The following is a 26,080-nucleotide window of genomic DNA, read 5'->3' on the forward strand; positions in this document are numbered from 1 at the left end:
CGGTCGAAGGTTTCCGGTCGCCGCTTGCCTGGAAGGACATCCCCCGTGACTTCGACCGCCGAACCGTCAGCCATCGTTCCTGTCTTCGATGGCCATAATGACACGCTGCTGCATCTGGCCTCCGGCAAGGCGAAACAGGCCGAGATTGCCTTTGGCGAGGGCGACGGTTCGGGCCATATCGATCTGCCTCGGGCGCGTGCCGGCGGTTTTGCCGGCGGTTTCTTCGCCATGTTTCCGCCGCCCCAGGCCTCGACGACCAATATGGACGAGGAGATGAAGGGCGCGAGCTATGATCTGCCGCTGCCGCCCTTGCTGCCTTGGGAGAAGGCGCAGGCCTCGACCATCGGCATGCTGTCGATCATGTTGCGACTGGAGCGGGCCTTTCCCGACGATGTCGCCATCTGCCGCAGCGCCGCCGAGATCCGTGCCGCGATGGCGGCCGGCAAGATCGCGGCCGTCCTGCATATCGAGGGGGCGGAGGCGATCGATGCCGATTTCGCCAGCCTCGACGTGCTCTTCGCCGCCGGCCTGCGCTCGATCGGGCCGGTCTGGAGCCGCCCCAACATCTTCGCCCATGGCGTGCCCTTCCGCTTTCCCGCTTCGCCCGATACCGGCCCCGGCCTGACCGAGATCGGCCGCGAATTGGTGAAGCAGTGCAACCAGCGCGGCATCATGATCGACCTCTCGCATCTCAATGAGAAGGGTTTTTGGGACGTTGCCGGGTTGAGCACGGCACCGCTCGTCGCCACCCATTCCAACGTCCACGCCCTGTGCCAGTCCACGCGCAATCTCACCGACAGGCAGCTCGATGCCATCAGGGAGAGCCGCGGCGTCGTCGGCCTCAATTTCGCAACCTGCTTCCTGCGGCCGGACGGCGCCATGCGTGCGGACACCGATCTCGACGTCATGGTGCGCCATCTCGATTACCTGGTCGAACGCCTGGGCGAGGACGGCGTTGCCTTCGGATCGGACTTCGACGGCGCGGTGATCCCCGCCGCCATCGGCAGCGTCGCCGGCCTGCCGCGCCTGATCGAGAGAATGCGCGGCGCGGGATATTCTGAGGCCCTGCTGCACAAGATCGGCCATGAGAATTGGCTGTCCCTGCTGGAGCGGACGCAGGGACAGGGCTGAGATTTACAGGATTGGGCGCGAGAATCCTTCTCCCCTTGTGGGAGAAGGTGCCCCGAAGGGGCGGATGAGGGGAGATACGCGACCTTTTGGGATATGTACTGACACCCCTCATTCGGCGCTACGCGCCACCCAAGGCACTTCAATAGGAAGTGCCGGGTCCCGCAAGGGGAGAAGGAAGTTGTGTCTCATTCGTCATGGTTTCGAGGGCATAGGGCAGCATCGAACCTATCGCTTCGGAATCGTCGACGGCAAGGTGGATCCATGCCGGCACAGATCCGCCATACCGCACCGTTGGCAGAGTGGCCTCTGGCTGGTGCAGACCTCCTGGCCGAAGCGTTTGATCAGCCAGTGCAGTTCGTAGAGATCGTCGGCATCCCAGCTCGCCGGCATCAGACGCAGCATGATCCGATGGGCCATGGCGAAGCTGGCATTGTCGGGCAGCAGACCGAAGCGTTCGGCGAAACGCCTGATGTGCCTGTCCACCACGAAGACACGCCGCCGGAGCGTCGAGAAATTGAGCACTGCCGCCGCGCATTTGGCACCGATGCCATCGTAACGCTGGAGCAGTTCCATCCCGGCCTCGACCGACAGCGCGGCGAGGTGATCGAGATCGAACCGCCCCCGCTGCTCGACGATGCGACCGACCGAAGCCACCAGCTGGCTGGCTTTCTTCTCGGGATGGGTGACCGTGGCAAGCTGCTGAAGCACCACGCGGGGATCGCTCTGCCCCAGCCTGTCGAGAGGACGGAAATGCTCGCACAGGGCCTGGAAGGCTTTCTCGGAAGCGGAATCATAGGTTTCCGAGCTGATCAGCGCCTTGACGAATTGCTCTGGCGGCGTGTGTCGCCGAGTATCGCGCTGAGGGCCATAGGCGGCGAGCAGGCGCTGGCGCAGCACGGCGATGGGTTCCTCCCGGCCGAAATCGAGCCCGAGCTGGATCTGCTCCCTGATGGCAGGCATGCCCACTTCCTCAATGGAAATCCCGGCTCTTGAACAGGCTCAGCTCGAGCTGAGCCGGCGGCGGAGCTGGCTGGCCGTCCGGCATGTCGCGCAGGCGGGCGAGTTCGGCGGACAGGTCGAGCACCTCCTCGGCGATGACATGCACCACGTCGCTGGCGCGCTGCAGCCGGCCGCGTATGGCGACAAAACGGGCATTCATCACCGCGCGGCGGTTCCTCTCGAAGGTCCGCGACCACACGATGATGTTGGCGATGCCGGTCTCGTCCTCGATGGTCATGAAGACGACGCCGCTGGCGGTGCCGGGGCGCTGGCGAGTCACCACCAGGCCGGCGACGGTGACGAGGCTGTCCTGGGTGAGGGTTTTGTCGCGATGCGCCTCGTTGGTGATGGCACCGAGCTGCTGCAATTGCGGGCGCAGGAAGGAGCAGGGATGGGCCTTGAGCGACAGACCCGTCGACTGATAGTCCTCCAGCACATGCTCGCTCTGCGACATTACGGGCAGGGCGACGGCAGGTTCGGGAAACAGGGCATCGTCGAAATCGTCGGCCAGCAACGGCATATCCCGGCTCGTCCTGGTGGCGCCGATGCCGATGGTCTCGAAGCGGCGCACGGCCCAGAGCGCCTCGCGCCTGTCCAGGCCGAGAGAACGGAAGGCATCGGCCTCGGCCAGCTTCTGCATCGCCGCCAGCGGCAGGCCGCTCGCCGTGCCGAAGCGCTCCAGGCTGGAAAAGCCATTGCCGCGCCGGCCGGTCATCGCAAGGATCTCGTCCTTGTTCAGCCCGGAGACCAGCCGCATGCCCAAACGCACGGCAAAGCGATGTTTGGTGGGGTCGCTGGCCGGCTCCAGCGTGCAGTCCCATTCGCTGTAATTGACGTCGACGGGCCGGATCTCGACGCCATGTTTCTCGGCGTCCTGCACCAGCTGTGCCGGCTGGTAGAAGCCCATGGGCTGGCTGTTGAGGATGGCGGCGCAGAAGACGTCGGGGTAGTGGCATTTGATATAGGCGGAGACATAGACCAGCACGGCAAAGCTGGCGGCATGGCTTTCGGGAAAGCCATATTCGCCGAAGCCCTCGATCTGGCTGAAACAGCGTTCGGCGAAGGCCTGTTCATAGCCGCGGCGCACCATGCCGTCGATGAACATCGCCTTGTAGGTGCCGATCGTGCCGGTATGCCGGAAGGTCGCCATGGCGCGTCTCAGGCCATCGGCCTCGTCCGGCGTGAAGCCGGCAGCCCTGATGGCGATCTCCATCGCCTGTTCCTGGAAGAGGGGAACGCCGAGCGTGCGGCCGAGAACTTCGGCAAGTTCATTCTTGTCACCGCCGCGCCGCATCGGAAGATCAGGCTTTTCGAGACCATCGCGCCGCTTGAGATAGGGGTGCACCATGCCGCCCTGGATCGGGCCAGGGCGTACGATCGCCACCTCGACGACGAGATCGTAGAATTTCCGGGGCTTTAGCCGCGGCAGCATCGACATCTGCGCCCGGCTTTCGACCTGGAACACGCCGACGGAATCGGCCTTGCAGAGCATAGCGTAGGTAGCCTTGTCGTCGCGAGGCAGGGCCGCGATCGCGCCGAGATTGCGATCGTAATGGCGTTCGAGCAGGTCGAGTCCACGCCGGATGCAACTGAGCATGCCGAGCGCCAGCACGTCGACCTTCATCATGCCAACTTCATCGATGTCGTCCTTGTCCCATTCGACGAAGGTGCGGTCCGCCATGGTGGCATGGCAGACGGGCACGGTGTCGTCGAGCCTCTCGCGCGTGAGCACGAAGCCGCCGACATGCTGCGACAGATGGCGGGGAAAGCCGGTGAGGGCAGCAGTGAAATGGAGCGCCTGGCGGATCACCGGATTGTCGGGATCGAGGCCCGCCTGGCGCACCCGGCTCGGTGTCCAGGTCTGCATGCCCATGCCCCAGACCGTCTTCGACAGGGCCGCCGTCACGTCCGGCGTCAGGCCCAGCACCTTGCCGACTTCGCCCACCGCCCGCCGGGAGCGGTAATGGATCACGGTCGAGCAGATCGCGGCACGGTGGCGGCCATAGCGTTCATAGATATGCTGGATGACTTCTTCGCGCCGCTCATGCTCGAAATCAACGTCGATATCCGGCGGCTCGCCACGGTTTTCGGAGATGAAACGGGAGAACAGCAGCTCCGTTTCGGTCGGACTGACCTCGGTGATCCCCAGGCAATAGCACACGGCGCTGTTCGCCGCCGAACCGCGGCCCTGGCAGAGAATTTTGAGGGTGTTGCGAGCATGATCGACGACATCGTGCACGGTGAGAAAATAGGGCGCGAATTCCAACTTGGCGATCAGGGCTAGCTCTGCGCGAACGGCATTGACGACCTTCTCCGGGACCCCGCGGGCAAAGCGCTTCCTTGCGCCGGCCCAGGCCAGGTCTTCCAGGTGCTGCTGAGCGGTCTTGCCCGGCGGAATGGGCTCGTCGGGATATTCGTAGCGCAGCTGCCGCAGATCGAACGTGCAGGCCTCAACGATTTCGAGCGTGCGCGCCAGCGCGTCGGGGTGGTCGGCGAAGAGAGCGGCCATTTCGGCAGGCGACTTGATATGGCGTTCCTCGTTGATTTCGAGCCGCAACCCGGCTTCGGCCAAGGTGCATTTCTCGCGGATGCAGGTGAGGATGTCGGCAAGTGGCCTTTGGGCCGGCACGTGGTAGAGCACGTCGTTGATGGCGACCATCGGCGCGCCGATCTTCCCGCCCAGCGCGGCGATCAGGCCCAGGCGGCGGGGTTCGTCTCCCCTGAGGCGATGGCAGCCGGCGAGATAGACGGAGCCCGGCGCGGCCTCGGCCAGCCTGGTTGCCCGTTCGACGAAGAGGGGATCGAGCGTATCGGGCGGCAGCACGATCAGTCTCTGCCCCTCGCAGGCGGCGAGAATGGCTTCGAAGCCGAACTGGCATTCGCCTTTTGCGCGCGCCATGCGCTTGTTGTTGTCGCTGAGCAGACGGCAGAGCCGGCCATAGGCCGCGCGGTCGGTGGGATAGGCGATGGCCTCGAAGCCATCCATGGTGACGAGGCGCACACCGGGCAGATAGCGCAGGGACGGATGTTTTTTGGCCTCGCGCAGGGCCCGGACCACGCCGGCGAAGGAGTTGCGGTCGGCGATGCCGATGCCGGCCAGGCCGAGCCTCTGGGCCTGCCTCACCATGTCCTGCGGGAAGGAGGCGCCGCGCAGGAAGGAAAAATTGGTGGTGACGGCAAGCTCGGCATAGGCGGGGCTCGCGTCCTGGCCGAGCTTCGACGCAATCGCACAGCAATCGTCATTGCGAGGAACGAAGTGACGCGGCAATCCAGGCGCTATAAAGCGCGGTGTTTGCGGCTCCTGGATTGCTTCGCCCCGCCAATCGTTCGATTGGCAAGGCTCGCAATGACGGTCATTATCGGCTGTCTCATATCTCATGCCAGCAACCCTCGCAGGGACCAGCTCTGCCGGCCGTCATGGCAGAGCCAGAAGCGCTGGCCGGTCTGCGTCTCCGCGACGTAATAGTCCTGGTAGGTCGGCGCAGGCAGCAGGACGCTGCGCTCACGCGTGGCTTCGGTATCCTCGAAACGGTTGCGTTTCTGGCTCCTGGGGCTCTCGCCGTCGGGGAGGGCAGGCGCTTCCTCGCCCATCTTGCCCCAGCCATATTCCTCCTTGCCCGGCCTGTCGGGCAAGGTCGGGGCCGCCGCTTCCCACCAGGGGCCGGCGATGCGCTCCGGTCCCTGCAGCGAGGTGATGCGATGCGGGGATCCGCGCCAGCGGATATGATCCGGCAGGCCGTCCGGACGGGTGGCGAGGATCTGCAAGGGCTCGGGCTGGTCCAGGAACAAGGGCGGACGCTGACGCGAGCCATCGGCTGTCGGCCAGGCCGGCTCGGGTTCGGCGGCATCGCGTGCCTCTTCTGCAAAGGCCGGATCGTGCCGGGCGACGGGATGGAGCTGGCGTACGCTGCCGGGGCCGAGGCGCTGGCGGAGGGCGTCGATCAACTCCGCCCGGCGTTCGGCGGCATCGGTCGGCGGCGCATCCCGGCGCCCTTCCTTGAGAGACAGGCGGTTCTGGCGCTGGCCGAATTTCTCGGTGACGGTCGCGGTCAGGCTGATGGTCTCGAAACCGAAACCGGCATCGATGGCCTCGCCCAGCCGTTCCAAATCGAGCTCGACCAGCCTGGCGATATGGGCCGGATCGCGGGTGGCGGCGGCAAGGCCGATATGGATGGTGCGCACCTCGCCATCGACCCGGAACAGGCGCAGCTGCAAGGCCCGTGCGGCCACGCCGCCGGCGACGAGGGCGGGAACCAGATCCTGCATCAGGCGGGTGGCGACATGCACCACGGCCGCCTGGCTCACCACCGGCTCGAGGAGCTGGCGGCTGCGATGATAGAGCGGCGGCGGCTCGATCAGGGCGAGGACTTCCTCGCGCCGCCCCATGGCCTGGTCGAGGCGCTTGAGCAGGATCGCATCGAAACGCGCGGCGAAGGGAGCGCGCGGCTTGCCGATGAGATCCCCGATGCGGATGAAGCCGAGGCGGCGCAAGGTCTGGACGAGGTCGTCGCCAAGGCGCAGGGCGGCCAGGGGCAGATCGGCAAGAGCCGGGCCGGGATCGCCGCCCTCGGCGAGGGTGCAGCCATTCCGGGCATGGAAGCGTGAGAGGGCCCAGGCCGCGCCCGGCGTGTCGGCCAGCGCCACACGCGCGCCGAGGCGAAGATGGCGCAGGCGCTTGACGATGTCGGCGAGCAGGGCCTGTTCGCCGCCGGCCAGATGGCTGGCGCCGGTGACGTCGAGGAACAGGCCGTCGGCCCCGTCGGCCTCGCGGTAGAGGGCCACGGAAGGCGTATAGCGCATCGCCCACAGGCCGAGCCGGTGCAGGGCCCTCGCATCGGCCTCCGGCATGGCCGGCCGGGTCTGCAGGCCCGGCGCCTTGGCTCTCGCATCGGCGACCAGCCCGCCCACGGCGAGGCCTTCGATCTCGGCCGGCTTGCTGGCGGCGGCAATGCGCGGGCCGCCGGCGGCATCGACCGTCAGGACGAAGGGGTAATGGCCGTCGATCGTATCAGGCGACCTTGGCGCGTTGCTCTGGGCGACGAGAAAGCGCTGGATCGGCCAGCGTGGCAGATAGATCGAGACGATGCGAGGCATGGTCATACTCCATGAGCCAGGATCCGCTTTGCCCGTTGCGGCTGCGTTCGAGCCGAACGTGCCAGCGCCAGGCGGTGAGAAGGCCGAAACGATCGCGCGGACCTGCGGCCGCTCCGACGCGCCAGCGGGACATCGCAGCCAGGGAAGGCGTGGCCAGAGGCGGGCGCAGAAGGAAGAGGGGGCAGGGGGCGGAGGCTGCCGCGAGCTGGAGGCGGCGGCTGGTGGCGGCATCCATGCCACCGCCCGTCACGGCTGCCACCGCCGCGGCGGCGCCGGAGCGCAGGATCTCCTCCATGGCCCAGGCAGCCTCGGTCTCGTCGCCGGCCGTGACCACGATGAGCCTGGCCGGATCGAGGCCGAGGGCGTTGAGGCCATGGCCGTAGAGCCGGCCGAGGCCGGCCATGCCGCGCGGCGAGGTCACCAGCCAGACCATACCCTTGGCCTGGCGCAGGGACAGGCGGGAGGCGAGGAAGCCTAGCGCGCAGGCGTTGTCGAAAATGGTTTGCGGCGCGATTTCATGCAGGCCGTCCAAGGCGAGGCCGCCGCCCGGCAGGCGGGTGTCGATCGCCCCGATGCCGAAAGGCAGCACGCCGGCATCGGCATGCACATGATCGAGCCGGGGCAGCAGAGCGCGTAATTCCGCCAGCTTCTCGGCCCGTTGGCCGGTGGGAGAAAATCGCGATTCCGCTGGATCGCAATTTTTCTCCGGCCCCTCGTTCTGACGCGATGTCTCAATCGCAAAGCCTATCGGCTTTTCTGGGAAATGTTTTGGGACAGGAGGAGGGGCAACGCGTATCGTCATGGCTAAAGTCCGTTTCGCCCAGACTAGAACAAAACGAGAACATTTCAAGCGGACTCTTCGATCATGCGCCATTCGGCCGGGAAAGAGCCCGGCATGGTAAAGGGACTCTGTCATGGCGAGGCGGCCGAGTCCCCGATTTCAAAAGTCGGGCGAAGCGCACCTCAATGCGACGGCAAAGAGCGGGCCTGGCCTTCCTTGTCGTGCACGGCGAAGCGCTCCACCAGGGTGGCGCTGGCCTCGTTGAGGCCGACGACCTCGACCTCGCGCCCATGGCGACGCGCCTTGAGGACGATGCGGTCGAGTGCGCCAACCGCCGAGATATCCCAGAAATGCGCCGCGCCGACGTCGATGACGATGCGCTTGACGGGTTCCTGTACGTCGACGGCATCGCTGAAGGTGCCCGCCGAGGCAAAGAAGATCTGCCCTTCCACCCGATAGACGCGTTCCCTGCCGTCGGCCGAGAGGCTCGAGCGCACACGGCTGAGGCGTGAGACCTTGCCGGCGAAGAATACGCCCGACAGCAGTACGCCCACCAGCACGCCCTTGGCGAGGTCGGCCGTCGCCACCACGGTGCCGACGGTTGCCAGCATCACCACGGAGGAGGGCACGGGGTTACTGCGCAATTGCAGGAGCGAGCGCCAAGAGAAGGTATTGATCGAGACCATGATCATCACCGCCGTCAGGGCGGCGACCGGCACGATGGCGAGCAGGTCCTGCAGCGCCACCAGCAGGATCAGGAGGAAGCCCCCGGCCACCAGCGAGGATAGGCGGCCGCGGGCGCCGGAGGAGACGTTGATCACCGACTGGCCGATCATGGCGCAGCCGCCCATGCCGCCGAACAGGGCCGAGGCCATGTTGGCGATGCCCTGGCCGGCGCATTCGCGGTTCTTGTTGCTCGGCGTATCCGTCATGTCGTCGACGATCTGCGCGGTGAGCAAGGATTCGAGCAGGCCCACGGCTGCCAAAGTGAGCGCCACCGGCGTCAGGATCCGCAACGTCTCCAGCGTCAGCGGCACCTCAGGCAGGCCGAAGCTCGGCAAGGCGGAGGGAAGCTCGCCCAGATGGGCCACGGTGCGCACGTCCATCCCGAACCCCCAGGCGATGGCGGTAAGCACGGTGATTGCAACCAGGGGCGCCGGAACGGCCTTGGTCACATAGGGAAACAGATAGATGATGGCGAGGCCGAAGGCGATCAGGCCATAGGTCGCCACCGGCACATGCACGAGCTCGGGCAGCTGGGCCAGGAAGATCAGGATCGCCAGGGCGTTGACAAAGCCCGTCATCACCGACTGCGAGACGAAGCGCATCAGCCGGCCGAGCTTGAGAAAGCCGGCGATGATCTGGAAGACGCCCATCAGGATGGTGGCCGCAAAGAGATATTGCACGCCGTGGTCGCGCACGAGGCCGGTCATCAGCACGGCCGTGGAGGCGGTTGCCGCCGAGATCATGGCGGGGCGCCCGCCGGTGAAGGCGATCACGCAGGCGATCACCACGGAGGCGTAGAGGCCGACCTTGGGGTCGACGCCCGCGATCACCGAAAAGCCGATGGCTTCGGGGATCAGGGCGAGAGCCACGACGATGCCGGAAAGTACGTCGCCGCGCGGATTGGAAAACCATTCCCGGGAATAGGCAGACAATTTGTTCATGAGAAAATTCGCAAGGGACATGCGGCCATACCCGGTGAATCGGGCCGGTGGATGCTGTCACGACATTTGCGTTATCCGGCGGATCGGCGGCCGGAAGAGCCACCCGGAATTCCACCGGGTCCTTCTGAATGAGCCCCTTCTAGCGGCAAGGCGCGGACCGAGGCAAGGTGCAAGGCCGCACCGACTGCAATTTTGTTGCGGTCGGCAGCAAATCGAGCGCGGCCGCGTTTTCGCGCTCAGCGCTCCTCCTTGCGGAAGGGCTTGAGCAGGGCGGCCGGCGCCACCGCATTGCGCGACATCATCGCCATGGCGACGATGGTGAGCAGGAAGGGCAGCATCAGGAAAATCTGGTAGGGGATGTGTCCCAGCCCGACCGCCTGCAGGCGAAGCTGCAGCGCGTCGACGCAGGCAAAGAGCAGGGCGGCACCGGTGGCGCGCAGGGGATCCCAGCGCCCGAACACCACCAAAGCGATGCAGATCCAGCCGCGTCCCGAGATCACGCCGAAGGTGAAGGCGTTGAACTGGGCCATGGTGAGGAAGGCACCGCCGAGGCCCATCAGGGCACCGCCCAGGATGACGGCCTCGAAGCGGCGGGCGGTGACGCTGATGCCCGCGGAATCGGCGGCGCGCGGGTTTTCGCCGACCATGCGCAGGCCGAGGCCCCAGGGCGTGCGATAGATCAGGAAGGCGGTGATGATAACGCCGATCAGCGCGAGATAGACCAGGGCATATTGGTTGAACAGGATCGGCCCCAGTACCGGTATCTCGGCAAGGCCGGGGATCGGCACCGGCTGGAAGGCGGCGATGGTCGGCGGCGAGGCCTGCTGGCCGAACACCAGGCGATAGAAGAAATAGGCAAGGCCGGAGGCGAACAAAGTGATGCCGATGCCGGAGACATGCTGGCTGAGGCCGAGCGCCACCGTCAGCACGGCATGCAGCGCCCCGAGCAGGGCGCCGGTCGCGATGGCGGCGAGGACACCAAGCCAGGGGCTGCCGGTGAAATAGGCGGCGGTGAAACCGGTCATGGCCGAGAGCAGCATGATGCCCTCGATGCCGAGATTGAGCACGCCTGATCGTTCGGAGATCAGCTCGCCCAGCGTGGCGAAGATCAGCGGGGTGGCGATGCGCAGGGTCGCGGCGAAGAAACCGACCTGGAAGATCTGTTCGAGGACCAGGTTCATGCCGTGACCCTCTGATAGCGTAGGCGATAGGAGGTGAACAGGAGCGCGACCAGCATGGTGAGCAGCGAGGTGCCCTGGATGACGTCGGCCAGAAAGACCGGCACGCCGGTGGCGCGCGACATCGCTTCCGCGCCGGTCATTGCCGCCGCGAAGAACAGGGCGGCCGGCACCACGCCGAGCGGATTGAGGCGGGCCAGCATGGCGATCACGATGCCACTATAGCCATAGCCCGGCGACAGATCCCCCATCACCTGGAAATGCACGCCGCCGACCTCCCCGACGCCGGCCAGGCCCGCCAGCCCGCCGGAAAGCAGAGCGGTGGTGACGAGGATGGCGTTGATCTTGATGCCGCCATAGGCGGCCGCCTCGGCATTCTCGCCAGTAACGCGGATGGCGAAACCCAGCGTGGTGCGCGTGATCAGGAACCAGACAGCGGGGGCGGCCAGCAAAGCGGCCAGGACGCCCAGATGCAGGCGCGTGCCCTCGAAGAAAACGGGGAAATTGGCGCTGTCCTCGATCGGCGGCGAGATCGGATAGCCCGAGAGCGAATCCTTCCAGGGACCCTCGATGAGGGCGAGCACGCCGAGCAGGATCACCGAATTGAGGAGAAGCGAGGAGACGACGTCGTCGACCCTGAGCTTCACCCTGAGGAGGGCCGGGATCAGTGCGGCGATGCCGCCGGCCAGCGCCCCTGCCAACGCCATGGCGACGTAGGCGAGCGGCCCGGGCATCGGAAAGGCGCCGACGAAACAGCTTGCCACCGCGCCGGCCATCAACTGGCCCTCGGCGCCGATGTTCCAGAACTTGGCCCGGAAGGCGACGGCAACGGCGAGGCCGGTGAAGATCATCGGCGCCGCTTTCACCAGCGTCTCGGTGAGAGCGTAGAAATCACCGAAGGCGCCCTTCAGCATCAGCCCATAGGCCTCGAACACATTGGCCCCGGCGAGTACGATCAGGCCGCTGCACAGGACGAGCGCGACCACGACCGCCAGCACGGGCAAGGCGACATTCAGCCAGACCGGTGTGGATTGGCGGGGTTCCAGCCTGAGCATCAGTGGGCTCCCGTCATCAAGAGGCCGAGTTTCTCGATCGTGGCTTCGCCGGCCGGCAGAATGCCGGCGACCCGACCCTCATAGAGCACGGCGATGCGGTCGGAGAGGGTGAGCAATTCTTCCAGATCCTCGCTGATCACGATCAGGCCGCGGCGGCGGGCGCGCAGGTCGAGGAAGCGCTCATGCACGAAGCGGGCGGCGCCGACGTCGAGGCCGCGGGTGGGCTGGGCCACGATCAGCACCTTGGGATCGAAGGCGAGTTCGCGCGCCAGGAGGGCCTTCTGCATGTTGCCGCCGGAAAGGGAACCGGCTCTTGCCATGGGCCCGGCGCAGCGTATGTCGAAGGCCCGGATCTGCTCCTCGGCGAAGGCCTGGATGGCGCCGGGCTTGAGCAGGCCGCGCGCACTGAAAGCGGCGGTGCCGATGCGCGGCAGCACCATCGAGTCCGCGAGCGGCACGGCGGTGACCATACCCTGGGTCATGCGATCCTCGGGGATGCGGCCGAGCCCCATCTCCTGCACGCGGCGCGGGCCATAGGGCACGACCTCGGCGCCGGCGATCTTCAATGAGCCTGCCGAGGGGGAAAGCATGCCCGCGACCACGTCCGCCAGCGCCCTCTGGCCATTGCCGGTCACCCCGGCAATGCCGAGGATCTCGCCCTCGCGCACGGAAAGGGAAACGCCGGCGAGCCGCATGCCGCCATGGCGATCGGTCGAGACGTCATCGAGCGACAGGACCACGGCGCCGGGCTCGGAGGCGGGGCGTTGCGGCGGCACGATCTCCTGGCCGCACATCAGCCGCGCCATCTCGGCCGAGGAGGTCCTGGCGGGCTCGGCGATGGAGCCGACGACGCGGCCATGGCGCAGCACCACGCAGCGATCGGTGATGGCGCGCACCTCCGTGAGCTTGTGCGAGATGAAGATGATGCCGAGGCCCTCGGCCGTCATGGCGCGCAGCGCCTTGAACAGTCCTTCCGCCTCTTCGGGCGCGAGGACGGCCGTGGGTTCGTCGAGGATGAGGAGCCTTGCGCCGCGGAACAGGGCCTTGATCACTTCCAGGCGTTGCTGCTCGCCGACGGCAAGCGAGGAAACCGGCCTGTCCGGATCGAGGCGAAGATTGAACTTGGCGGCGATCTCGCCGAGGCGGGCGAGGGCGCCGGCCCGGTCAAGCCGACCGCCGCGCCCCGGCAGGCCGACCAGCAGGTTTTCGAGCACGCTGAGGCGCGGCGCGAGGTGGAAGTGCTGGTGCACCATGCCGATGCCGGCTGCAAGCGCATCGGCGGAATTGTGGATGCGCCATGTCTGTCCCTCGATCAGGATCTCGCCCTCGTCGGCCGCATAGGCGCCGAACAGGATGTTCATCAGCGTGGTCTTGCCGGCCCCGTTCTCGCCGAGCAGGCCGACGATCTCGCCCGGGCGCACCAGGAGATCGACGTCCGCATTGGCCTGCACGGCGCCGAAGCGCTTGGAGATGCCGCGCATCTCGACGAGGGGAGTGGAAAGGGGCATGGGCGAAAGGCGCACCTGGCGTTCTACCCTCCCCTAGAAGGGGAGGGTCGGACGAAGTCCGGGGTGGGATGATGGCCGGCAATGATTTTCTTCAAAACCATCAATATCGACACCGTCGTTGAGGAGCGCTGGCCACCCCACCCCGACGCTGCGCGTCGACCCTCCCCCTCCAGGGGAGGGTAAATTATGCTCAATCCGAAACGGGGGTATTCTCGTCGACGTCGACGCGGAAGGTGCCGGCGAGGATCTCCGCCTTTTTCTTCTCCACCAGGTCCTTCACCTCGGCCGGCAGCAGCTTGTCGAACTTGTGATAGGGCGCGAGCGAGGAGCCGCCCTTGGCCATGCGCGAGAAATCGCCATAGTCCTGGGCGGTGAACACGCCGGCGCGTACCATTTTGATGGCTTGCTGCACGGTCGGGTACATGTCCCAGACCGGGCCCGTGATCACGGTGTCCGGCCCCTGGTCGGATTGATCGGACATGTTGGAGATCGCATAGATCTTCTTTTCCCTGGCCGCGTCGATCACGCCGAAGCGCTCGGCGTAGATGACGTCGACGCCGCCATCGATCTGGGCGATGGCGGCTTCCTTGGCCTTGGGCGGATCGAAGAAGGAACCGATAAAGGTGACCTTCTTCTTCACCTGCGGATTGGCCTCCTTGGCGCCGGCGAAGAAGGCGTTCACCAGGCGGTTGACCTCGGGAATGCCCATGGCGGCCACGGCGCCGACGGTGTTGGACTTGGTCATCTTGCCGGCGATCAGCCCCGACAGATAGGCCGGTTCGTGGATCCAGTTGTCGAACACGCCGAAATTGGGCTCGGCCGGCCCGGCCCCGGAGCCGAACAGGAAGGCGGTCTTGGGGAACTGTTTGGCGGTGCGGCGCGACTCGCGTTCGGCGGCGAAGGCATCACCCATCACCAGCTCGTAGCCGCCCTGGGCATATTCGCGCATGACGCGGCCGAAATCCGAGGCCTGGACCTTTTCGGAGAATTTGTACTCGATATCGAGTTCCTTGACGGCCTTCTGCAGCGCGAGATGGATCTGCTTGTCCCAGGGTTCCTCGATCGGGGTGGCGAAGATGGCGGCAACCTTGAGTTTCTTGTCGGAGGCGGCGAGCGCCGGCAGCGGCAGGCCGGCAGCAACCAGGCCGGCGGCGCCCAGCCCGATGAAATGGCGGCGCGACAGGCCTGGTTCCCCTTGCGAGCTTCCCTGAAGCGGGCTGCGATCTCTGCGCGACATGTCATTCCCCTCTGTCTCGGATGAAGTTTAAAACGGTTCGAAATACGGGATGGAACGTCTGGATTGCCAAGCACTTGACGGCTCTTGCCGGAGCAATGTGCCCTGCGGCGAGAGGGCTGTCCAGATGGTCAAAATTCGGTTCGGGGGGCTGGTCTTCAGACCAGCCTGCTTCCCTCCGGCTGGCGTGGTGTTTTCAGGCTGGTCTGAAGACCAGCCCCCCATTTACCCCGCTGCCTTGGGTGCATAGCTCGCCGGATCGAGGCTGGCAGGGCGGCCTGGCAGGTCGAGCGTACTGCGCCGGGCCGGGGTCTCAGCAATCACCTTGCCGCGGCGTACCACGGCGAGGCGGGTGGGGCGCATGCGCACGGCCTCGATCGTATCGGCCGCCTGCAGGATGACGAAATCGGCATGGCAGCCTTTGGCGAGGCCATAGTCCTCCAGACCCATGACGGCAGCCGGTACCGACGTCACCGCCTCGAAGGCCCAGCGTATCGCCTCGCGGCTGGTCATCGGCACGGCATGCACCGCCATGTGCGCGACATCCAGCATGTCGGCGCCGCCGAGCCCGTACCAGGGATCCATCACACAATCCTGGCCGAGCGCCACGGGGATGCCGAGCGCCCGCATCTCGGGAATGCGCATCAGGCCGCGGCGCTTGGGATAGCCGTCGTGGCGGCCCTGCAAGGTGATGTTGATCAGCGGATTGGCGATCGCGAAGATCCCTGCCTCCAGGATCAGAGGCAGCAGCTTGGAGACGTAATAGGAATCCATCGAATGCATGGAGGTGAGATGCGAGCCGGCGGCCCGCCGGCCCAGCCCGAGGCGATGGGCCTCCGCCGCCAGCGTCTCGATATGGCGCGAATGCGGATCGTCGCTCTCGTCGCAATGCAGGTCGATCATCAGGCCGCGCTTGGCGGCGATGGCGCACAGGGCCTTCACCGAGGCGGTACCGTCCTCCATGGTGCGCTCGAAATGGGGAATGCCGCCCACCACGTCGACGCCCATGTCGAGCGCCCGCTCGAGATTCCGGGCGGCCGTGGGCGAGCGGTAATAGCCGTCCTGCGGGAAGGCGACGAGCTGCAGGTCGAGATAGGGTTTCACCCTGGCCTTGACCTCGAGCAGCGCCTCGACCGCGAGCAGACGGTCGTCGCAGATGTCGACATGGCTGCGCACGGCCAGCAGTCCCTGGCTGACGGCGAGATCGCAATAGCGCAGCGCCCGTTCGATCACCGCCTCATGGGTCAGCATGGGCTTGAGCTCGCCCCACAGCGCAATGCCTTCCAGGAGCGTGCCCGACTGGTTGAGCCGGGGAAGGCCCAGCGACAAAGTGGCGTCCATGTGGAAGTGGCAGTCGACGAAGGGGGGCGCCACCAGATGTCCGCCGGCATCGATGCGCTGGGCCGCCTCGGCCGCGATGCCCGGCTCGATCGCGGTGATGCGTCCGCCCGTTACAGCGATGTCCTGGCCGGTACGTCCGTCGGGCAGGGTGGCGTTGGTGACGATGAGGTCGAGCGACATCGGTGCGGTTCCGTTAAAGTCGTTCAGGAGGGAAGGGCGACTGCCATCATGGGCGGTTTGACGGATTCGGCCAATGAGTCAATCCGCCTTGCCCTCAATGCAGTCCACCGAAGGGGAGGCGCTCCGATTTGTCATAGCCGGGCTTGACCCGGCTATCCAGAAGCCGCACGTGCAAACCGGCAGGAAGAGCTGGATTGCCGGGTCAAGCCCGGCAATGACAAAGGTCGCGTAAAATCGAAGAAGCTTAGGTGAAGCGCCCGGCCCTCATCCCGCCGGCCTGAACGGTTTGGCCAGCGAGGCCGGGAAGTGCAGGGCCAGCATCTGGCGGTTGCGCGAGATCAGCACCAGCACCACGATGGTGGCGAGATAGGGCAGGGCCGACAGCAACTCGGAGGGCACGGCAAGGCCGAGCGCCTGGCCCTGCAATTGCAGGATGGTCATGCCGCCGAACAGCCAGGCGCCGAGCAGAACGCGCAAAGGCCGCCAGGTGGCGAAGACCACCAGGGCCAGCGAAATCCAGCCCTTGCCGGCCGTCATGTTCTCGACCCAGAGCGGCGTGTAGGCGACCGAGAGATAGGCACCAGCAAGGCCCGCCATCAAGCCGCCGAACAGCACGGCCATGTAGCGGATGCGCACCACCGGATAGCCGATCGCATGCGAGGTCTCCGGCGACTCGCCCATGGTGCGCAGGATCAGGCCGGCCTTGGTGCGATAGAGGAACCAGCTGATCGCCGCGAACAGTATAAGCGCGAGATAGACCAGCGCGTCGAAGCGGAAGAACATCGGCCCGATCACCGGAAGCTGGGAGAGCAGCGGGATGTCGAGCGGCTTCAGGGCCTCGATCGGGGCGCTGCCGAAATTGCGCCCGACAAAGGCGGAGATGCCCGAGCCGAAAATGGCGAGCGCCAGGCCGGCGGCATATTGGTTGGTGAGAAAGGTGAGGGCGAGCACGCCGAACAGCAGCGAGGCTGCGGCCCCTGCCAGCGCGCCGATCAGGATGGCGACGGGCATGGGCAGGCCCGCCATCACCGCCCAGAAGGCGAAGGCGGCGCCCATCAGCATCATGCCCTCGATGCCCAGGTTGAGGACGCCGGATTTCTCCACCACCAATTCGCCGAGGGCGGCATAGATCAGCGGCGTGGCGGCGATGATGGTGCCGGTGAAGATCGCGATGGTGAGGTCCATCAGGCATGCTCCCGCACAGGGCTGAACCGGTAGAAGATGAAGAAATCCGCGGCGAGCAGGAAGAACAGCAGGATGCCCTGGAAGATGCGGGTGAGGGAGGAGGACAGGCCGATGGTGAGCTGCACGCTTTCGCCGCCGAGGAAGAGAAGTGACATCAACAGGCCGCCGAGGACGATGCCGAAAGCGTTGAGCCGGCCGATGAAGGCGACGATGATCGCCGCAAAGCCGTAGCCGGGCGAGACCTGCGGGGACAATTGCCCGAGCGGCCCGGACAGTTCGGCCATGCCTGAAATGCCTGCGGCCGCGCCGCCGGCGAGAAGGCCGATCCACACCGCCGCGGATTCGCGGAAGCCTGCATAGCGGGCGGCGAGTGGAGCGGCGCCGCTCACCGACATCTTGTAGCCGAGGAAGCTGCGGTCGGTGAACAGCCACATCGCGATCACCCCGATCACGGTGAGGATCACAGAGGTGTTGAGGCGATAGGCATCGTCGAAGACGGGAAACATCGCGGCGGGGGGCAGCAGCGCCGTCTGCGGATAGTTGAAGCCGGCCGGGTCGCGCCAGGGGCCATGCACCAGCCAGGACAGCAGCAGGCCGGCAATATAGGTCAGCATCAAGGTGACCAGGATCTCGTTGGTGTTCATCCGCGCCCTGAGGAAGGCGGGAATCGCGGCCCAGGCCATCCCGGCCAGCGCGCCGGCCAGGATCATCAATGGCAGCAGCAGCCTGCTTTCCGGATCAGGATAGAACAGGCCGACGCCGCAGGCGGCGATCGCCCCGATGATCAATTGGCCCTCCGCGCCGATGTTCCAGACATTGGCTCGAAAGCCGATGGCGAGCCCACAGGCGATCAGGATCAGGGGCGAGGCCTTCAGGAGCCATTCCGAGACGCCGTTCATCGAGTTCAGCGGCGCGATGAAGAAGGCCTGCAGGGTCTGAAGCGGATCCTGGCCCAGCGCTAGGAACAGAATGGAGCCGACAAGCAAGGTGAGCAGGGCCGCGACCAGGGGCGCGGCGAGGCGTATGGCGGCGGACGGTTCGGGTCTTTGTTCGATCTTAAAGCGCAACGGAACCGCTCCCGCCATTCTGGCCCTCGCCACCGATCCTCGTCATGAGCAGGCCGACCTCTTCGCGATTGGTTTCCGTCCGGACGAGGGGCGGCGAGACCCGCCCCTGGCAGATCACCAGCAGCCGGTCGCAGATCTCGAAGAGCTCATCGAGTTCCTCGGAAATCACCAGCACGGCAGCGCCCGCCCGGCTGAGATCGATCAGCGTCTGGTGGATGAAGGCGGCCGCGCCGACATCGACTCCCCAGGTCGGCTGGGAGACCAGGAACAGGGTCGGCGCCAGCGCGATTTCCCGCCCCACGATGAATTTCTGCAGATTGCCGCCGGACAGGCTGCGCGCGCTCGCGCGCGGACCGTTTGCCTTGACCTTGAATGTCTCGATGACGCTGCCGGCAAAGCCCATCGCCCGCTTGCGGTCGACCAGGCCATGGCGCACCAGGTCCTTGCCATGGGCCGTGAGCACGGCGTTCTCCCACAGCGTATGCGGCGGCACGGCACCGCGGCCGAGCCTTTCCTCGGGCACGAAAGCAAAGCCGCGCCGGCGCCTGGCGGCGGCATCGAGCCGGCCGACGGCCTGCCCACCGAAACGGATGGCCTCATGCTCCGCGACTGGGCGCTCTCCGCTGAGGGCGGCGATCAGCTCGGCCTGGCCATTGCCCGAGACGCCCGCGAGGCCGACGATCTCGCCGCCATGCACGGCGAAACCGACGTCGTGGAGGGCAACGCTCCCCTTGTCTGACGGCACCGACAGGCCGCGTACCTGAAGGATCGGCTCCGCGCTGCGCGTCGAGGGCGTGACCTTCATCTCGGGCAGGGTCGATCCGACCATCAGCCGGGCCAGCTCCACCGAGGTGCTCTGCTTGGGCTTGGCGGTGCCGGTCACCCGGCCGTTGCGCAGCACGGTGGCGGAGTCGCACAGCGCCTGCACCTCGTCGAGCTTGTGGCTGATATAGAGGATGCTGCAGCCTTCGGCGGCGAGCTGGCGCAGCGTCTCGAACAGTTTCGCCACCGCCTGCGGCGTGAGAACCGAGGTCGGCTCGTCCAGGATCAGGAGCTTGGGCGTGCGCAGGAGGCAGCGCACGATTTCGACGCGCTGGCGTTCGCCGACCGAGAGGTCGTGCACCCGGCGCCAGGGATCGATCGGCATGCCATAGCGCTCCGACAGCGCCGTGATCCGCCTAGCCAGTTCTTCCAGTCGGAACGGGCCGGGAGCGCTGAGGGCGATGTTCTCGACGACGGTGACCGACTCGAACAAGGCGAAATGCTGGTAGACCATCTCGATGCCGAGGGCGCGCGAGCTTGCCGGGTCATGCGCCTCGATCAGCCTGCCGTCGCAAAGGATCTCGCCGGAATCGGCTTGGGCCGCGCCATAGATGATCTTCATAAGCGTCGACTTGCCGGCGCCGTTCTCACCCAGCACCGCGTGGATTTCCCCGGGCATGATCGAGAGCGAGATGCCGTCATTGGCAATCACGCCGGGATAGCTCTTGGTGATGTTGCGCAATTCGAGGCGCGGGGTCATGGCCGGTCCTTGAATACGGGGTGGGGGAAGGTGAGCCTGGAGCGCGCACGCTACCCAATGAGGCGCGACAAGCCTTCCCCACGAAGCTGGGGAAGGTGCCCAAACGGAGTTTGGGCGGATGGGGTGTGGCGGGCAGCGCAGAGTGCATCACAAGACGGCGCTACGGTTGCGCAAGCTTTTGATGGATTGCGACCCGGCTCGCCGCACCCCCTCCGACCCGACTTCGTCGGGCCACCTCCCCCAGCTTCGTGGGGGAGGCTTGGCGCGCCTTTCTCCGTTTGGTCAGAGCCTGGTCTACCCCTTATCCGAGCTTGCCGATCATGCCCTTGACGAACCAGTTCATGCCGCGAATGTCCGCATCCGTGGCCACCGCGCCGGCCGCAACCTTGACGGCACCGCCCTGGTCCTTGAGCTCGCCCGCATAGGGGTGGACCTTGCCCGAGCCGATATCGGCCTCCAGCTGTTTGAGCTTGGCGACGACATCGCCAGGGATGGCCTCGTTATAGGGCGCCATCTTGACCACGCCGCCGGCGAGCCCGTCCCAGCGCGCCTCGGGCTTCCAATTGCCTTCGGCTACCCCCTTGGCGGCGCGCACATAGTCGCTCGACCAGTCGAGGGTGAAGGCAGTAATCTGCTTGCCGGCCCCGAACTTCGCCATGTCGCTGGCATAGCCGATCGACCAGGCCCCGCCTTCGCCGGCGACCTGCACGCCGGTTGCGGTATCGGTCATCGAGCAGATCACGTCGCAGCCCTGCGACAGCAGGGTCTTGGCGGCCTCCTTCTCCTTGCCGGGATCGAACCAGGAATTGAGGAAGATGGCGTTGCAGGTGATTTCGGGCTTCACGCTCTGGGCGCCGAGCAGCAGCGCATTGGCCGGGCCGACGATGTCGGGGATCGGGAAGCCGCCGATGAAGCCGATCTTACCGGATTTCGTCATATGGCCGGCCGCGGCGCCGGCGACGAAGGTACCCTCGTAATATTTGGCTTCGAAGGTGCCGAGATTGGCCAGGTGCACGATGCCCGAGCAGTGCTCGAAGGCGAGCTTGGGGAAGCGCGGCGCCACCTTCTGCAGCGGCGTGCCATGCGAGAAGCTGGTGCCGAAGATCAGCTTGTTGCCCGAGGAGGCCAATTCGCGGAAGACGCGTTCGGCATCCTGCGGCATGAAGATGTTGTCGATGACGGTGATGGCGACCTTGTCGCCGAATTCCTTCTTGATCGCTTCGACGCCGAGGCTGTGCTGCTTGGTCCAGCCGATATCGGCCACGGGCGAGACGTAGACGACACCGATCTTGAGCGGCTCGTCGGCATAGGCGCGGCTCGCAAAGCTGGCGGTTCCCAGGGCAGCGCCGGCCATGCCGGAATATTGCAGGAATTTTCGCCTCGTCAGGTCGATCATGATGGCAGTCCTCTGTTGGCTCGGTGAATGCCCGGCTTGTCGCCGAGTCTGTATGGAAGTGTCTATTTCGAAGTGTGGCTGTGGCGATGCTTTGCCGCCTCACCATTGCTCTTGCGGGCGGGCTGGCGCCGAGTTTGCGAAACTTCGCCGGCTTTCGGCTCCAGATAGGGCTCCAGGGCTTCGCGGGGCGACAGCTCCGGAAAGACCTGCCGATCCATGATATAGCCCCGCACCACGCTGCGGTGATGGGTGTCGATCAGTTCCATCGCCTGTTTGAGACGGCCCTTCTCGAGCAGGTCGATCACCCGCGAATGGTCGTCGATCAGGTTGCAATAATCGAAATCGGCCGTGACCAGCGAGCGCAGCAGCGTGGTGCGGCGGACAAGCTGGGCGTGGATATCCTGCATCACCTTGTTGCGGCTGAGGCGGACGAAGATCGTGTGGAATTCCTGGCCGAGGACATCAGCCAGGGCGTCGTTGCCGGCGGCGATGGCCTGGCGCTGGCGTTCGACGTGCTGGCGCAATTCGGCCCAGCCGGCCGGGCCCAGCCGGTCGCTGAGCTGGGCCGCCACGCCCTGTTCGACCAGAGTCAGCGCGTCGTAGATTTCCAGCGCTTCCTGCATGCCGGGGCGGGCCACGAAAGCGCCGCGATTGCGCTCGATCTGGGCGAGGCCGTCATCGGCGAGCCGGATCAGGGCCTGGCGCACCACGATGCGGCTGACGTCGAAGATCTCGGCGAGCTCCCGTTCGCCGAGCTTGCAGCCGGGCACCAGCCGGTGCTCGATGATGGCCCGGGTCAGGATGTCGGCGATCGCCTGCGAGCGGCTGCTCATGCCCAATACCTCCCGCGCCGGCAGCACGGCATGTCCGAACTGCCTGCAGCATATCGGTATTCAATCTTCCCTCCGTGTCAATCAAGAATCCTTCTTTGTCGTGCAATTTTTAATTGATTGATATCCAATCCTGTGGTTCCAATGCCCGTAACGGAGCTAGGTTCATGGGGAAGAGCTAGCCGAGGGGAGGGTGCGATGAGCCAAGCAACCCTTTGTAGCGACCAAGTCCTTCTGAACGACTGGCACGTGATTGCCGATCTGGCGAACCTGATACCCGGCAAGCCCTTCCGAACCCGCCTGCTCGGTGTCGCGCTGGATATCCGCTGCGATGACGGTGCCGATTGGCGGGTTGTCCGCGAGGATGATGGCGGCCCGCTCGCTTCGACCTGCCGCTACGGCTTTCTGTGGGCGTGCCTGGGAGTGGCGGAGCGCGATATTCCGAGCGTGCCGGAGGCCGGGGAGGAGGACCGCTACCTGGTGACCGGCGGCTCGATCGCCGTCCATGCCTCCGGGCTGCGGGCCGTCGAGAACTTTCTCGACATGGGCCATCTGCCCTTCGTGCATTCGGGTACCCTGGGAGAAGAGCCTCATACGGAAGTGGCGCCCTATCATGTGCGGGTGACCGAAGCCGATGAGATCCTGGCGACCGAGTGCCGGTTCTTCCAGCCTTTTGCCTCGCCTTCCGCGCAGGGCGGCTTCCTGGTCGACTATGTCTATAAGGTGATCCGGCCCTATACGGTGGCGCTCTACAAGAGCAATTCCGTGCACAAGGAGCGTTCCGACGTGATCGTGCTGTTCGTCCAGCCGGTGGACGAGGAGAATTGCGTGGCCCATCCCCTGCTTTGCTATGTGAAGGACGGTACCGGCGAGGCCGCCATCCGCGGCTTCATGCAGTTGATCTTCGCCCAGGACAAGCCGATCCTGGAAAACCAGGTGCCCAAGCGCCTGCCGCTCGATCCGCGCGCCGAGACGCCGATCCGGGCCGATGCCGTCTCCGTCCATTATCGGCGCTGGCTCAGGGACCATGCGGTCTCCTACGGCGCCATTCCGGCGCGGCTTTGAGGCCTGGCGCCCCAAGATCCAAGAGAGATCCAAGAGGAAGAGCAATGACGCAGACACGATGCAAGGATCCGGTGACCCTCAATCTGTGGCACCCGCTCGCGGCGGTGGCCGAAACCCCCGCCGGCAGGGTCGCGGAAACCGTGCTGCTGGAGGAGAGGCTCGGCTATGCCGTCGACGAGCAGGGTGATGCCGCGGTCTGGCGGGCCCGGCCCGGCCTTCGTCACGGCGACAGCGTCGATATCGCAGGCCTGGGGAATACCCTCCCCGTCAAAATAGCCTATGGCTATGTCTGGACATCGCTCGGCACGCCGCCGGCGGAGCTCTTCCCCATCCCGGAATTCGCCGAACCCGATCGCCGCCGCCTCAATGCCGCGACCGTGGGCGTGCATGTTTCCGCTCCGCGTGCCATCGAGAACTTTCTCGACATGGGCCATTTTCCCTATGTCCATACCGACATTCTCGGCGCCGAGCCGCACACCGAGGTGAAGGAATACGACGTCGAGATCTCGGTCGAGCGCGACGAGATCCTGGCGACGCGCTGCCGCTTCTTCCAGCCGATGGCTTCCACCGTCTCGACCGGCGGGGCCGATGTCGACTATGTCTACCGCGTGCCCCACCCCTTCTGCTCGGTGCTCTACAAATCGAGCCCGATCGACGAGAGCCGGCGCGACGTCATCGCCGTCTTCCTGCAGCCGGTCGACCAGGAGCATGTCCGCGCCCACATGATGCTGTGCGTCCTCGACGACGAGAACGAGGACAAGGTGATCAAGCGATTCCAGCAGACCATCTTCGGGCAGGACAAGCCGATCCTGGAAAACCAGTTCCCCAAGCGCCTGCCGCTCGATCCCAGGGCCGAGACGCCGATCCGCGCCGACAAGTCGGCGATCGCCTATCGCCGCTGGCTCAGCCAGAAGGGCGTGACCTATGGCGTCATTCCCGCCGCGACCTGATACGCCGAATTCCGGAGACCACCATGCTCGAGACCGCCAAGACCCGCTGGCATCCCATTGCCGCGTCTCATGACCTGCCGTTCCGCCATGTCTTCCATGGCCAGCTGCTCGGCCGCGAATTCGCCGTCTGGCGTGCCGATGACGGCTACGTCAACATCTGGGAGAACCGCTGCCTGCATCGTGGCGTGCGCCTGTCGATCGGCATCAATGACGGGCGCGAGCTCAAATGCCAATACCATGGCTGGCGCTATTCCAACCGCACGGCGGGCTGCACCTATATCCCGGCCCATCCGGCCGATGCGCCGGCGCGCACCATCACCAACCGGACCTTCGCCTCGGTGGAGCGCTACGGCCTGATCTGGTCGGCCGAGGAGCCGCTCGGCGAGGTGCCGGAGATCGCCGGCCTCTCGGAAGGCAATCTCCTGGCCCTGCGCGGCATCCCGGTGAATGCGCCGCCCGAATTGGTGGCGGAGGGGCTGAAGACCCATCGCTTCCAGCCAAGCGGCGCCCTGGCGGGGGCGTCGGCCGAGACGGTGGTCGAGGCTGCCGATGGGCTGAGCATGGCGCTGCGCTCGAAGGAGGGCGAGCACTCGACCCTGGCAGTCTTTTTCGTGCAGCCGGTCGATTCCAACCGCTCCGTCATCCGCGGCGTGCTCGACGCCGTTCCGGAGGGACCCGCCCGGCTGGCGGCGCTGCGTCATCACAATGAGCTCCTGTCGAAACTGCGTGACAGGCTGGAGCGCGAGGCGGCTGCCCGGCCGGCGCCGGCGCCCCTCGAGGCGGTGATCGAGCGTGTCTCGCCCGAGCTCGCCGAGATGCCCGAACTCACCGCCCATGGCCGCAAGGCCACCATTCGCGTCGAGGTGGCACGCAAATGGCAGGCGGCCGAGGGCATTGCCGGCTTCGAACTGCGCCCGGTGAAAGGCCTGCTGCCGACATTCCAGCCCGGTGCCCATATCGACGTGCATCTGCCCAACGGCCTCATCCGCCAATATTCCATCACCAACGGCCCAGGCGAGACAGACCGCTATGTCATCGGGGTCAAGCGGGAGCGCGATTCCAAGGGGGGCTCGACCTGCCTGCACGACAGCGTGCGCGAAGGGGACGTGCTGGCGATCTCCGATCCGCGCAACAATTTCCCCCTGCGCCGCGATGCCTTGAGGACCATCTTCATCGCCGGCGGCATAGGCGTGACCCCGATGCTGGCCATGGCCCAGGCGCTGCATCACCAGGGGCTGGCGCACGAATTCCATTACTTCGCGCAGAACGAGGGACAGCTTGCCTTCCGCGACCGGCTGGAGCTGCTGAAGGCGACGCTGGTGCCGCATCTCGGCCTCGGCCCTGAGGCGACGGCGGCCAGGCTGCGCGAAATTCTCGCGATCTATGACGGCGACACGCATCTTTACCTCTGCGGCCCGGGACCGATGCTGGAGGCGGCGCGCGCCATCGCCGCCGAGCTCGGCTGGCCGGAGGAGGCGGTGCATTTCGAGTATTTCAAGAACACCAGGGAGATCGACGACTCCTCCAGCTTCGAGATCGCCCTCGCGCGCTCGAACATGACGCTGACGGTGCCGGCGGGCCGCACCATCCTCGAAGTCATGCGCGAGGCCGGCATCGACATGCCCTCCTCCTGCGAACAGGGGGCCTGCGGCACCTGCCTGTGCTCGGTCATCGAGGGCGAGCCCGATCACCAGGACGTCTATCTCACGCGGGCCGAGAAGAAATCCGGCACCAAGATCATGACCTGCGTCTCGCGTGCCAAATCCGCCCGCCTCATTCTCGATCTCTAGCGCAACGATAATTTTTGTAGCCGTCATTGCGAGCGTAGCGAAGCAATCCAGTCTCACGAGTGCGGCTAAGCCTGGATTGCTTCGCTACGCTCGCAATGACGAAACAC

General features: G+C 65.9%; 19 protein-coding genes and 1 other annotated feature. Of the genes, 4 read left to right on the forward strand and 15 right to left on the reverse strand.

Going from position 1 to position 26,080, the window contains the following annotated elements:
* Positions 1-45 precede the first annotated feature (45 nt).
* A complete protein-coding gene (locus J8I29_RS03435; protein WP_209430643.1) occupies positions 46-1,131 on the forward strand; it encodes a dipeptidase in 1,086 nt (361 codons plus the stop codon).
* Between the two features lie 225 nt (positions 1,132-1,356).
* Here J8I29_RS03435 and J8I29_RS03440 read toward each other — a convergent pair whose 3' ends face one another.
* The 15 genes from J8I29_RS03440 to J8I29_RS03510 form a co-directional block, all read right to left on the reverse strand.
* A complete protein-coding gene (locus J8I29_RS03440; RefSeq protein WP_209430644.1) occupies positions 1,357-2,091 on the reverse strand; it encodes a hypothetical protein in 735 nt (244 codons plus the stop codon).
* 10 nt (positions 2,092-2,101) lie between these two features.
* Positions 2,102-5,398: an error-prone DNA polymerase gene (locus J8I29_RS03445; protein WP_280869769.1), complete on the reverse strand. Its 3,297-nt coding sequence runs from the start codon at positions 5,396-5,398 to the stop codon at positions 2,102-2,104.
* 107 nt (positions 5,399-5,505) lie between these two features.
* The gene (locus tag J8I29_RS03450; RefSeq protein ID WP_209430646.1) at positions 5,506-7,224 is read right to left on the reverse strand and encodes a DNA polymerase Y family protein; all 1,719 of its coding nucleotides are present in this window, start codon (positions 7,222-7,224) and stop codon (positions 5,506-5,508) included.
* Positions 7,139-7,831: an ImuA protein gene (locus J8I29_RS03455; RefSeq protein ID WP_209430647.1), complete on the reverse strand. Its 693-nt coding sequence runs from the start codon at positions 7,829-7,831 to the stop codon at positions 7,139-7,141. The genes J8I29_RS03450 and J8I29_RS03455 overlap by 86 nt, the downstream gene beginning before the upstream one ends.
* A 356-nt stretch (positions 7,832-8,187) precedes the next feature.
* Positions 8,188-9,672 carry a SulP family inorganic anion transporter gene (locus J8I29_RS03460; RefSeq protein WP_209430648.1) on the reverse strand — a complete coding sequence of 495 codons (1,485 nt, stop codon included), beginning with the start codon at positions 9,670-9,672 and terminating at the stop codon, positions 8,188-8,190.
* A gap of 69 nt (positions 9,673-9,741) precedes the next feature.
* Positions 9,742-9,797: a sequence feature (sul1 is cis-regulatory element that is thought to sense ions involved in sulfur or methionine metabolism; They are found in Alphaproteobacteria), on the reverse strand.
* Between the two features lie 111 nt (positions 9,798-9,908).
* On the reverse strand, positions 9,909-10,853 hold the full coding sequence (locus J8I29_RS03465; protein ID WP_209430649.1) for an ABC transporter permease: 945 nt from the start codon (positions 10,851-10,853) through the stop codon (positions 9,909-9,911).
* Positions 10,850-11,905, reverse strand: coding sequence for an ABC transporter permease (locus J8I29_RS03470; RefSeq protein WP_209430650.1), 1,056 nt, complete (start codon positions 11,903-11,905; stop codon positions 10,850-10,852). The genes J8I29_RS03465 and J8I29_RS03470 overlap by 4 nt, the downstream gene beginning before the upstream one ends.
* Positions 11,905-13,413 carry an ABC transporter ATP-binding protein gene (locus tag J8I29_RS03475; protein ID WP_245196633.1) on the reverse strand — a complete coding sequence of 503 codons (1,509 nt, stop codon included), beginning with the start codon at positions 13,411-13,413 and terminating at the stop codon, positions 11,905-11,907. The genes J8I29_RS03470 and J8I29_RS03475 overlap by 1 nt, the downstream gene beginning before the upstream one ends.
* A gap of 190 nt (positions 13,414-13,603) precedes the next feature.
* Complete coding sequence (locus J8I29_RS03480) at positions 13,604-14,650, reverse strand: BMP family protein (protein ID WP_209430651.1); 1,047 nt, start codon at positions 14,648-14,650, stop codon at positions 13,604-13,606.
* A 222-nt stretch (positions 14,651-14,872) separates the two neighbouring features.
* Positions 14,873-16,168, reverse strand: a complete 1,296-nt coding sequence (locus J8I29_RS03485) for an amidohydrolase family protein (protein ID WP_209430652.1) — start codon at positions 16,166-16,168, stop codon at positions 14,873-14,875.
* Between the two features lie 264 nt (positions 16,169-16,432).
* Positions 16,433-17,353 (reverse strand): ABC transporter permease, encoded by a 921-nt coding sequence (locus tag J8I29_RS03490; RefSeq protein WP_209430653.1) that lies wholly within the window; start codon positions 17,351-17,353, stop codon positions 16,433-16,435.
* Positions 17,353-18,420, reverse strand: a complete 1,068-nt coding sequence (locus tag J8I29_RS03495; RefSeq protein ID WP_209430654.1) for an ABC transporter permease — start codon at positions 18,418-18,420, stop codon at positions 17,353-17,355. Before J8I29_RS03495 ends, J8I29_RS03490 begins: the two co-directional genes overlap by 1 nt.
* On the reverse strand, positions 18,410-19,942 hold the full coding sequence (locus J8I29_RS03500) for an ABC transporter ATP-binding protein (RefSeq protein ID WP_209430655.1): 1,533 nt from the start codon (positions 19,940-19,942) through the stop codon (positions 18,410-18,412). The genes J8I29_RS03495 and J8I29_RS03500 overlap by 11 nt, the downstream gene beginning before the upstream one ends.
* Positions 19,943-20,243: 301 nt before the next feature.
* On the reverse strand, positions 20,244-21,338 hold the full coding sequence (locus tag J8I29_RS03505) for a BMP family ABC transporter substrate-binding protein (protein ID WP_209430656.1): 1,095 nt from the start codon (positions 21,336-21,338) through the stop codon (positions 20,244-20,246).
* 62 nt (positions 21,339-21,400) lie between these two features.
* Positions 21,401-22,171 (reverse strand): GntR family transcriptional regulator, encoded by a 771-nt coding sequence (locus J8I29_RS03510; protein WP_105861824.1) that lies wholly within the window; start codon positions 22,169-22,171, stop codon positions 21,401-21,403.
* 195 nt (positions 22,172-22,366) lie between these two features.
* On the opposite strand from J8I29_RS03510, the gene J8I29_RS03515 reads away from it, so the two are divergent.
* The 3 genes from J8I29_RS03515 to J8I29_RS03525 are packed head-to-tail and all read left to right on the forward strand — an operon-like array spanning position 22,367 to position 25,973.
* Positions 22,367-23,233, forward strand: a complete 867-nt coding sequence (locus J8I29_RS03515; RefSeq protein WP_209430657.1) for an aromatic ring-hydroxylating dioxygenase subunit alpha — start codon at positions 22,367-22,369, stop codon at positions 23,231-23,233.
* A gap of 44 nt (positions 23,234-23,277) precedes the next feature.
* On the forward strand, positions 23,278-24,183 hold the full coding sequence (locus tag J8I29_RS03520; RefSeq protein WP_209430658.1) for an aromatic ring-hydroxylating dioxygenase subunit alpha: 906 nt from the start codon (positions 23,278-23,280) through the stop codon (positions 24,181-24,183).
* A gap of 23 nt (positions 24,184-24,206) precedes the next feature.
* On the forward strand, positions 24,207-25,973 hold the full coding sequence (locus J8I29_RS03525) for a Rieske 2Fe-2S domain-containing protein (protein WP_209430659.1): 1,767 nt from the start codon (positions 24,207-24,209) through the stop codon (positions 25,971-25,973).
* Positions 25,974-26,080 lie beyond the last annotated feature (107 nt).

It is taken from the genome of Labrys sp. LIt4 (genome assembly GCF_017813775.1).
GTDB classification, from domain to species: Bacteria; Pseudomonadota; Alphaproteobacteria; order Rhizobiales; family Labraceae; genus Labrys; species Labrys okinawensis_A.

Coding starts and splice junctions, on each gene's coding strand:
- J8I29_RS03465 (WP_209430649.1), bottom strand. CDS start 10,853: ATGAACCTGGTCCTCGAACAGATCTTCCAGGTCGGTTTCTTCGCCGCG.
- J8I29_RS03510 (WP_105861824.1), bottom strand. CDS start 22,171: ATGAGCAGCCGCTCGCAGGCGATCGCCGACATCCTGACCCGGGCCATC.
- J8I29_RS03450 (WP_209430646.1), bottom strand. CDS start 7,224: ATGCCTCGCATCGTCTCGATCTATCTGCCACGCTGGCCGATCCAGCGC.
- J8I29_RS03505 (WP_209430656.1), bottom strand. CDS start 21,338: ATGATCGACCTGACGAGGCGAAAATTCCTGCAATATTCCGGCATGGCC.
- J8I29_RS03460 (WP_209430648.1), bottom strand. CDS start 9,672: ATGAACAAATTGTCTGCCTATTCCCGGGAATGGTTTTCCAATCCGCGC.
- J8I29_RS03485 (WP_209430652.1), bottom strand. CDS start 16,168: ATGTCGCTCGACCTCATCGTCACCAACGCCACCCTGCCCGACGGACGT.
- J8I29_RS03480 (WP_209430651.1), bottom strand. CDS start 14,650: ATGTCGCGCAGAGATCGCAGCCCGCTTCAGGGAAGCTCGCAAGGGGAA.
- J8I29_RS03520 (WP_209430658.1), top strand. CDS start 23,278: ATGACGCAGACACGATGCAAGGATCCGGTGACCCTCAATCTGTGGCAC.
- J8I29_RS03490 (WP_209430653.1), bottom strand. CDS start 17,353: ATGGACCTCACCATCGCGATCTTCACCGGCACCATCATCGCCGCCACG.
- J8I29_RS03500 (WP_209430655.1), bottom strand. CDS start 19,942: ATGACCCCGCGCCTCGAATTGCGCAACATCACCAAGAGCTATCCCGGC.
- J8I29_RS03475 (WP_245196633.1), bottom strand. CDS start 13,413: ATGCCCCTTTCCACTCCCCTCGTCGAGATGCGCGGCATCTCCAAGCGC.
- J8I29_RS03525 (WP_209430659.1), top strand. CDS start 24,207: ATGCTCGAGACCGCCAAGACCCGCTGGCATCCCATTGCCGCGTCTCAT.
- J8I29_RS03470 (WP_209430650.1), bottom strand. CDS start 11,905: ATGCTCAGGCTGGAACCCCGCCAATCCACACCGGTCTGGCTGAATGTC.
- J8I29_RS03515 (WP_209430657.1), top strand. CDS start 22,367: ATGAGCCAAGCAACCCTTTGTAGCGACCAAGTCCTTCTGAACGACTGG.
- J8I29_RS03440 (WP_209430644.1), bottom strand. CDS start 2,091: ATGCCTGCCATCAGGGAGCAGATCCAGCTCGGGCTCGATTTCGGCCGG.